The sequence below is a fragment of the Campylobacter sp. 2018MI01 genome, from assembly GCF_018501205.1.
Taxonomy (GTDB): Bacteria; Campylobacterota; Campylobacteria; order Campylobacterales; family Campylobacteraceae; genus Campylobacter_E.
This window is the reverse complement of sequence record NZ_JAHCZE010000065.1, coordinates 1-8,165: the sequence shown is the minus strand read 5'-3', so window position 1 is coordinate 8,165 and position 8,165 is coordinate 1. Positions and strand designations below refer to the sequence as shown.

Sequence of the window (8,165 nt, the reverse complement as noted above, 5' to 3'; positions counted from 1 at the left end):
CTACTAATTCATCTAACATTTTTATATCTTTTTCATCAATTTCTTGTGAGCTTAATGGTCTTAAACTAATAGTTTTAAGCAAATCATCATATTTATTTATATTAGTATTTCTACTCATAATATTAACTTTTATATTAGTTATCAAACTAGCCAATTTACTTAATTTCTCAAAACTTGCAGCCTTTACATTATAATCACTCGGTCTATCAATAGTTCCTAAATCAAGTCTAGTTGCTTTAATATCCTTTAAAATATCATTTAAAGCAATAAAATCCTTTTCATCATCATTAATACCATCTAAAACCAAGCATTCTAAAATCAACTCACCTTTATAAATTTGACTAAATTCTTTTATACCTTGAACTATTTTATTTATATCTATATTCGTCCTATCAATTTTGCGAAATACTTTAGGATTTACACTATCAATGCTTAGTTTAACGCTATCAAGATTTAATAATGCCTTTTGAATATTTTTATCAAAAATTGTGCTTGCATTACTCAAAATTAATGATTTTGCATTCTTTTTAACTTCATTTATTTTTATAATCAATTCATCTAAATATGGATATAAAGTAGGTTCGCCATTTGCACTAATGCTTATATAATCGCAATCTTTATGTATTTTCAAAGCTTCTTTTAGCTCATTTATTATATATTCAACACTTAAATTTGATTTATTTTCATATTTTAATTTAGCTTTTCCAAGCTCACAATATAAACAATCAAAATTACAACATTTCTCATTAGGACTTAAATCTATACCTAAAGATTTTTTAAATCTTCTTGAATTAACTGGGCCAAAAATTACTTTCATAAAAATACCTTTAATATTAATTACTATTGAGATTTTAGCACTAAATACTAATGGAATTTAACTTAATCAAGCGTTTATGCTTGATTAAAATTTTTGTTTAGATTTGTTTATACAACGATATATGCTTGATTCTGAAAGGTTTAAAAGATTAGCTATTTCTGTAATTGAGCCTTTTATATTAAAAATACCTTTTTCATAGATTTTATCTACTATTATTTGTCTTTGTTTTGGTTTTAGATTAGTATTTTTTAGCTCATTTACGCTAAGCCCTGTTAATTCTTGAATTAGCTCATTTAAATCAAGGCTCAAAACTTCTTCATAAGCAGCTTCTTCTACAGGTATATCGCTACCTAATAATTGTGCTGCTATATTTTCCATTCTACTTTTATCGTAGTTTATACATAGCATTCCACTTAATTTATTGCCTTCTTTGATAAAAAATGTGCTACCTCTTATATTTTTTCCACCTGCACTTGCTTTATAATTGCTTAAAAAATCTCTTTCTTCATAAATCTTTTTATTAACAAGCTCAAGTGCAAATCCTGTAATAGGAGAATTAATACTTCTTCCGCTTATGTGATTATTAGCAATTTCTGCAATACTCATTCCATCATCATTTATATCGTGCAAAACTATTTCATAATCCTTGCCTAAAGCTTGTGCTAAAAAATGCACTAATTTTATATATTCTGTTCTTGTTTGTTGATTCATAAAGCCCTCGGTAAATGTTTTGTAAATTATAGTTGCGTAAAGTAATTATAAGCCCTATTTTAGGGCTTATTTTATAATAATTCATCTCCTGTTTTAATAAATTCAGCCATTTCAGCGTCTGGCACCATACTTCCACCTGTTGCCCATATTAGATGAATTGCGTTTTTGTGTTCAGTTTTAAGCTCATTAGAAATCATTAAGCCTTTAACTCCAGCTAAAGCCGAAGGCTCAAGCTTAATACCTTCGCTAGATGCAAGTAAGCTTAAATATCTATACATATTCTCATCACTTACCGTAAAACTTCCATCAATTACACGCTCAAGCACTTTACCTACAAGACCACTCGCACGACCAACAGCAAGTCCATCAGCAGCCGTAATATTATCAAGCCCAATATCAGCTACACTTATATCATTATGTTTTCCGGTAGCAAGTCCAAGTATCATACAAGGACTATGCGTTGGCTCAGCAAAAAAGCATTTTACACAATCTCCAAATTCAGCCTTAAGCCCATAAGCAACCCCACCAGGACCACCACCAACACCGCAAGGAAGATAAACATAAAGCGGTCTATCTTTGCTGATATTAATATCTAATGCTTGCAATTGTCCTTTTAATCTCTTTGCAGCAACGCTATATCCTAAAAATAAATTATGCGAGTTTTCATCATCTATAAAATAACAATACGGATTATTTTCAGAACTTTTTCTTCCCTGCTCTACTGCGACGCCGTAATCATCTTCATAAGTAATCACGCTGCATCCGTGCTCTCTTAACATTTTTTTCTTCCATTCTTTAGCACAATCACTCATATGAACTTCTACTTTAAAGCCAAGTTTCGCACTCATAATTCCTATTGAAAGACCAAGATTACCGGTTGAGCCAACTGCTATTTTATATTTACTTAAAAATTCTTTATATTTTGGCTCGGCAAGTTTTGAATAATCATCTTGAATACTTAGCATATTATTTTCTATTAGCAAATCTTCTGCGTGTTTTAATACTTCATATATTCCACCACGAGCCTTAATAGAGCCTGATATTGGTAAATGCGAATCAAGTTTTATATAAACATCGCCATTAATACTAGCACCGCTTAATTTTTCTAACTCTTTTTTATAATTATTCACACAAGCTAATGGGCTTTCTATAATACCATTAGTAATATTTGTAGCAGGGAAAATTATCTTAAGTAAAGGTGCAAAACGATTAAGCCTAGCCCTTGCATCATCAATTCTATCAAGCTTAATAGCACCTTTGTTTAATTCATTTAATACATCATTGCTTAGATTTGTATTAATCCAACTTGTTTCTTTCATTGCTTTTAGATTTTCAATTAACATTTTTACTCCTTATAAAATTATTGATAAAACATAGCTTAAGATTAAACCACTTATACTTGCTACTAAAGTCGCACTTGTAAAGTATTTAAACATAGCCTTTACACTCATTCCTAAGCTTTCTTTTACTAGCCAAAATAAGCTATCTGTTACGATAGTAAAACCTATAGCACCACTTCCTATTGCAAGGCATAAAACTTCTTTACTAACATTACTATCCATTTGCAAGACAATTCCTGCTGCACTAATCATAGCAACCGTTGCACTTCCAACACTAGCATGTAAAATAATAGCAATTAACCAAGCTAAAAATACAGGATTTAAACTCAAACTTCCTAAAGTCTGCTTTAATGCTTCGCCAATGCCTGAAGCAATTAATATCTCATTAAAAGCTCCACCTGCTCCTATGATTAATAAAATTGAAGCAATTTGCGTAAATGAATTAGAACTAAATTCCATTAAATTTTGCATAGAATAGCCTTGCTTTAAACCTAAAGTATAGTATGCTACAAAAACACTTATTAATAATGCGATAATAGGATTTCCAATGAATGCAAATACTGCATTATCTTTAAATACTAAAGTCTTAAGCAACATTAAAACTAAAGGCAAAAGTATTGTAAAATAAGTAATTGCTGTGCTTGGCATAGAGTTATAAGTAGAACTTGTATTATCAAAAACACTCATCTCATTATCTTTTGAAAAATCAAAGAATTTCAAAAACAAAACCCCACCTATAAAAGCACATATCATACCCACAACTATACTCATCCAAATTACTTGACCTATATCAGCACCTAAAGTAGCTACTATGCTAGTAGCTGCTGGGTGTGGTGGCACCATACAATGAACTGCCATTAGCGAAGTTGCTAATGCTATGCCTATTTTTATTCTGCTAACACCTATTTCTTTAGCTACAACTAAAACTAAAGGCACTAATAAGACAAATCCAACCTCAACAAATACAGGAATACCAGCAATAAATCCAACCAACATCATAACAATATCAGCTCTTTTTTTACCAAGTAGATTTAGTAATGATAGGGCTATTTTTTGCGCTCCGCCACTAACTTCTAGCATTTTTCCTAAGATACTTCCACAACCAATAATAACAGCTAAAAATCCTAGCGTCCCACCTACTCCATTTTCAATAATAGAACCGATTTTTGTTAAATCAACACCAGTTATAAGTGCGACAAAAATACTTGCTAAGCTTAATGATAAAAAAGCGTGGATTTTAAGTTTTGTAATACAAAACACAACTAAAGCAATAGAAGCTATTAAGACCGAAATTAAAGCAAAATTGCTCATATTTTCTCCTTTATTTAAAAATCATCATTTGATTATACCCCCCCCCATCTTTAAAATTTTCTTAAAATAATAATTTTTTTGATTTTTTTTAATAAATTTTCTTAATTTTTCTTACTTTTTCATAAAATATTACAAAAAGTAACAAATTTTTATTAATTTTAGAAAAAATAATAATAAAATTTTATTATTTTTATATAATGAAAATAAGTTAATTTTAAAAAAAGGAGAAATTATGAGATTTAGGTGGCTTATAGCCTTTGTATTTTTCCTAATAGGCTTAATCGCTTATATGGATAGGGCAAATATTTCTGTCGTTGCTAGTTTTATGATGCAAGAATTTAATATAGATAAAACTCAATTTGGCTTATTAAATTCTGCATTTTTTATAGCTTATGCCGCAGCTCAAATTCCAAGTGGTATTTTAATTCAAAAATTTGGCAATAAATTTATGACTATTTTTGCATTAATTTTATGGTCAATTTTTACTATTTTAACGCCACTTGCAGGAACATTTATGCTACTTTTAGTAGTTAGATTTTTATTTGGTTTAGGAGAAGCTCCTATATATCCTAGCAATGCAGCATTTAATAATAACTGGTTTGGTAAAAAAGAAAAAGCAAGAGCAGCTTCATTTTTACTAGCAGGTTCATACTTTGGGCCAGTAATTGCTCCATTTATATCTGTTTGGCTTGTCAATAATTATGGTTGGCATAGTGTATTTTATGTATTTGGTGCGATTGGAATTTTAATCGCCTTGATTTATTATTTTATAAGTTCATCAAGACCTGAAGATAATAAATTTATTAGTAAAGACGAACTTTTATATATTCAAAGTGAAAGATTTGTAGATAGTATTAAAAAAACTCCTTGGAAAGCATTCTTAAAAAATAAAGAATTTTATGCACTTGGAATTGCATACTTTTTTTGTGTTTATATGACAGGTATGTTTATGACTTGGCTTCCTACATTCTTACTAGAAGCTAAAGGGCTTGATTTAAAAGCTATGGGATTTTACGCTGGAGCTCCTTGGCTTGCTATTTGTATATTTGTTGCACTTGGTGGTGGATTAAGCGATAAGATTTTAAAAATTACAAATAGTTTTAAAAAAGCTAGAACTTATTTAGCAGTTGCTGGATTTTTAATATTTGATATATGCTTATTTTTAGTTGTATATGTTGAAAATACAATGCTTAGTATTTTATTTTTAAGTCTTGGTTTTGGATTTTTAGGACTTCCTGTTGTTGTATCTTGGGCTGTTGCAGCTGATAAAGGTAGAAGTCAAGCAGCAGCGGTTAGCTCTTGGATGAATTTATGGGGAAATGTAGGTTCAGCGTTCTCGCCTATTTTAGTTGGCTGGATGGCACAAAAATATGGATGGAATATAGCTATATTATTTAATATAATTCCTGTAACACTTGCTATGATAGCTTATTTATTTGTCAAACCTGACAATGCTTTAGAAAGTAATTAATTTTAATAAAAGGAGAAAAAATGTTTATTTTAAACAAAAGAGTTAGTAAAGTTTCAGATGAAATTCTTAATCTTTATAAAGAGGTTTGCCCTTCAACTATAGGACATATGCAAGATTGTGGTTTTATTAGAAATTTAAAGCCACTTCATAGTGGAAAAAAATTAGTAGGAACTGCTATAACCGTTAGAATACCACACCTTGATTCTACTGCTGTTCATAAAGTATTTGATATTGTAAATGAAGGTGATATTGTAGTAATTGATACTAATAAAGATTATGAAAGAGCACCTTTTGGAGAATTAGTTTGCTATATGGCAAGACACAAAAAAGTTGGTGGGGTAATCATTGATGGTTGTGTAACTGATTTGAATGCTATTAAAAATCTTGGCGTTAATGTTTGGTATAGAAATGTTAGTGCTTTAACAACTAGAATTAAAGGAATTGAAGGCTCAATTAATGTTCCTATTGCTATTGATAATGTTGTTATAAATCCAGGAGATTTGATAGTAGCTGATGATGATGGAATACTGGTTTTAAATCCAGATATTGATAATGTTGAAGAACTTGGCAAAAGAGCAATAAATGTTCAAATCGGAGAAATTGAAACAAAAGCAAAAATAGATAAAGGCATTCCACTTAGCGAAATTTTAGGTGCAAACAAATATTTTGAGGGTTTATGATGAATAAATTAAAAATTGCTTTAGCTCAAATAAAAACTGATAGAAATTATAAAATTAACCTTGAAAAAATTATTGATTTTATGCAAAAGGCAAAATCTTTTGGTGCTGAGCTTGTGGTGTTTCCAGAAACTTCACAGGCTTTTGTGCCTAGTAATGAAGGGATTAATTTTAATACCATTGCTCAAAATATTGATGAAGAATTTGTAACAAGCATTATTAATAAAAGTAAAGAGTTAAATATCGCAGTTGTTTTTGGTTTTTATGAAAAAGATAATGAAAAAACTAAAAATAGTGTAATTTTTGCTGATTGTGGCAAAATAATCCATAAATATTCAAAAACTCACCTTTACGATGCTTTTAGCTATGATGAAAGTAAAGATATAAATGCAAGTAATGAAAAAATAAAAGCCTTTGATACAAAATGGGGCAAAATGGGGATAATGGTGTGTTATGAACTTCGTTTCCCTGAAATTGCTAGAACTTTAGCACTTGATGGTGCAAGGCTTGTATTAGTTCCTACTGCTTGGGTAGATGGCAAACATAAAGATGAACATTTTATGCTACTTACTAAAACAAGAGCTTTAGAAAACACAATATATTTATGTGCTAGTAATCAAACAGGTAATATCTACACTGGTCGCTCGTGCCTAATAAATCCACTTGGACTTGAAGAAATAAAATTTGGCGTTGATGAAGGTATTCAAATATTTGAAATTGATTTTAATAAAATTGATGAAGTTAGAAAAACCTTGCCTTGTATATCTCAAAGAAAGCCTAATTTATATAGCCTATAAACTAAATTTCGTATGCCTTAAACATACGAAATTTATAATAATTCAATTAATTGTATTTCATCACTAGCAAGTGCTTTTAAATCATTTGTAAAACCGCTTTTGCTAAATAAAATATATTTTTTAATAGGTAAATTACTATCTATTTTAGTAGCTTTTGCTTTTAAATCTTCTAAAACATTAGTTCCTACTGCTTTATTTTTATATTTACATTCAGCAACTATTAAATAATCTTTAGCGACCCCAACCGCATCAATTTCTGTATTTTTATCCCACCATCTACCGCATTTTAAAAGGTCTTTATGTGTATTTAAAAGATAATTAATCGCTAAATCTTCATACACCCTACTTATAAATTCCATAAAACTTGTCTTAATTATATTAATTACATAATCTGTATTATCAAGTTCAAGTTGAGATTTATAAGGAAATATATATGCAAAATAAAATCTTAAAAAATTATCTTTTATAAAATATAAACTTTTTTTTGATTTTTCTGGATTTTGTTCGGTTATAGGAATAATTTTATAAATAATATCAAGCTCAATTAATTTATCTATAAAAGATGTTATATTATTTGGACTTTTACCTAATTTACTAGCAATATTTCCGATCTTGTGTTCTCCACTAGCAATAATTTTTAAAATTGAAAAATAAGTTATAGGTTCATTGATTTCATTTTGTAATACAAAACTAGCTTCATTATATAAATATGAATTTGGATTTAAAATATTTGCTTTAATATTTTCATAAATATCCCCTTTATCATTTATAAGCTCAAGATATTTTGGGATACTATAAAACACACTATATATTTCTATAAGCTCATTTTTAGTTTTATTAGGAAAAAAATCTTTTAAATACTTAAACTCAAGTGCTTCAAGCTTAATAGCACTAGTTCTTCTACCATATAAAGGAGAATTGTATGATAATGTATATTCATACATCATAGAAATAATTGAGCCACATAAAATCAAATGAATATTTTTATTCTTAAATATCTCATCACAAATATACTGAAATTGCGATGGAATAGAATTATCA

General features: G+C 28.9%; 8 protein-coding genes. 3 read left to right on the top strand and 5 right to left on the bottom strand.

Translation table 11 applies throughout. From position 1 onward, the window contains the following. From KJQ97_RS08260 to KJQ97_RS08245, 4 genes are all read right to left on the bottom strand, one after another. Positions 1-817: radical SAM protein (locus KJQ97_RS08260; protein WP_214120535.1), on the bottom strand; the 817-nt coding region annotated here is incomplete at its 3' end. Between the two features lie 84 nt (positions 818-901). Further along, positions 902-1,528 (bottom strand): helix-turn-helix transcriptional regulator, encoded by a 627-nt coding sequence (locus tag KJQ97_RS08255; protein WP_214117868.1) that lies wholly within the window; start codon positions 1,526-1,528, stop codon positions 902-904. 71 nt (positions 1,529-1,599) lie between these two features. Beyond that, entirely contained in the window at positions 1,600-2,871 is a 1,272-nt protein-coding gene (gene dsdA, locus KJQ97_RS08250; protein ID WP_214120534.1) for a D-serine ammonia-lyase, read from the bottom strand. A gap of 9 nt (positions 2,872-2,880) precedes the next feature. Beyond that, positions 2,881-4,179: a GntT/GntP/DsdX family permease gene (locus KJQ97_RS08245; protein WP_214120533.1), complete on the bottom strand. Its 1,299-nt coding sequence runs from the start codon at positions 4,177-4,179 to the stop codon at positions 2,881-2,883. A 232-nt stretch (positions 4,180-4,411) separates the two neighbouring features. Here KJQ97_RS08245 and KJQ97_RS08240 point away from each other — a divergent pair, with 232 nt between their 5' ends. The 3 genes from KJQ97_RS08240 to KJQ97_RS08230 are packed head-to-tail and all read left to right on the top strand — an operon-like array spanning position 4,412 to position 7,124. Next, positions 4,412-5,650 (top strand): MFS transporter, encoded by a 1,239-nt coding sequence (locus KJQ97_RS08240; RefSeq protein WP_214117871.1) that lies wholly within the window; start codon positions 4,412-4,414, stop codon positions 5,648-5,650. Between the two features lie 20 nt (positions 5,651-5,670). Continuing rightward, positions 5,671-6,330, top strand: coding sequence for an RraA family protein (locus KJQ97_RS08235; protein ID WP_214117872.1), 660 nt, complete (start codon positions 5,671-5,673; stop codon positions 6,328-6,330). After that, on the top strand, positions 6,330-7,124 hold the full coding sequence (locus KJQ97_RS08230) for a nitrilase-related carbon-nitrogen hydrolase (RefSeq protein ID WP_214120532.1): 795 nt from the start codon (positions 6,330-6,332) through the stop codon (positions 7,122-7,124). Before KJQ97_RS08235 ends, KJQ97_RS08230 begins: the two co-directional genes overlap by 1 nt. Before the next feature lie 32 nt (positions 7,125-7,156). On the opposite strand, the gene KJQ97_RS08225 is transcribed toward KJQ97_RS08230, so the two are convergent. Continuing rightward, on the bottom strand, positions 7,157-8,165 hold a 1,009-nt coding region (locus KJQ97_RS08225), incomplete at its 5' end, for an ATP-binding protein (protein WP_214120531.1).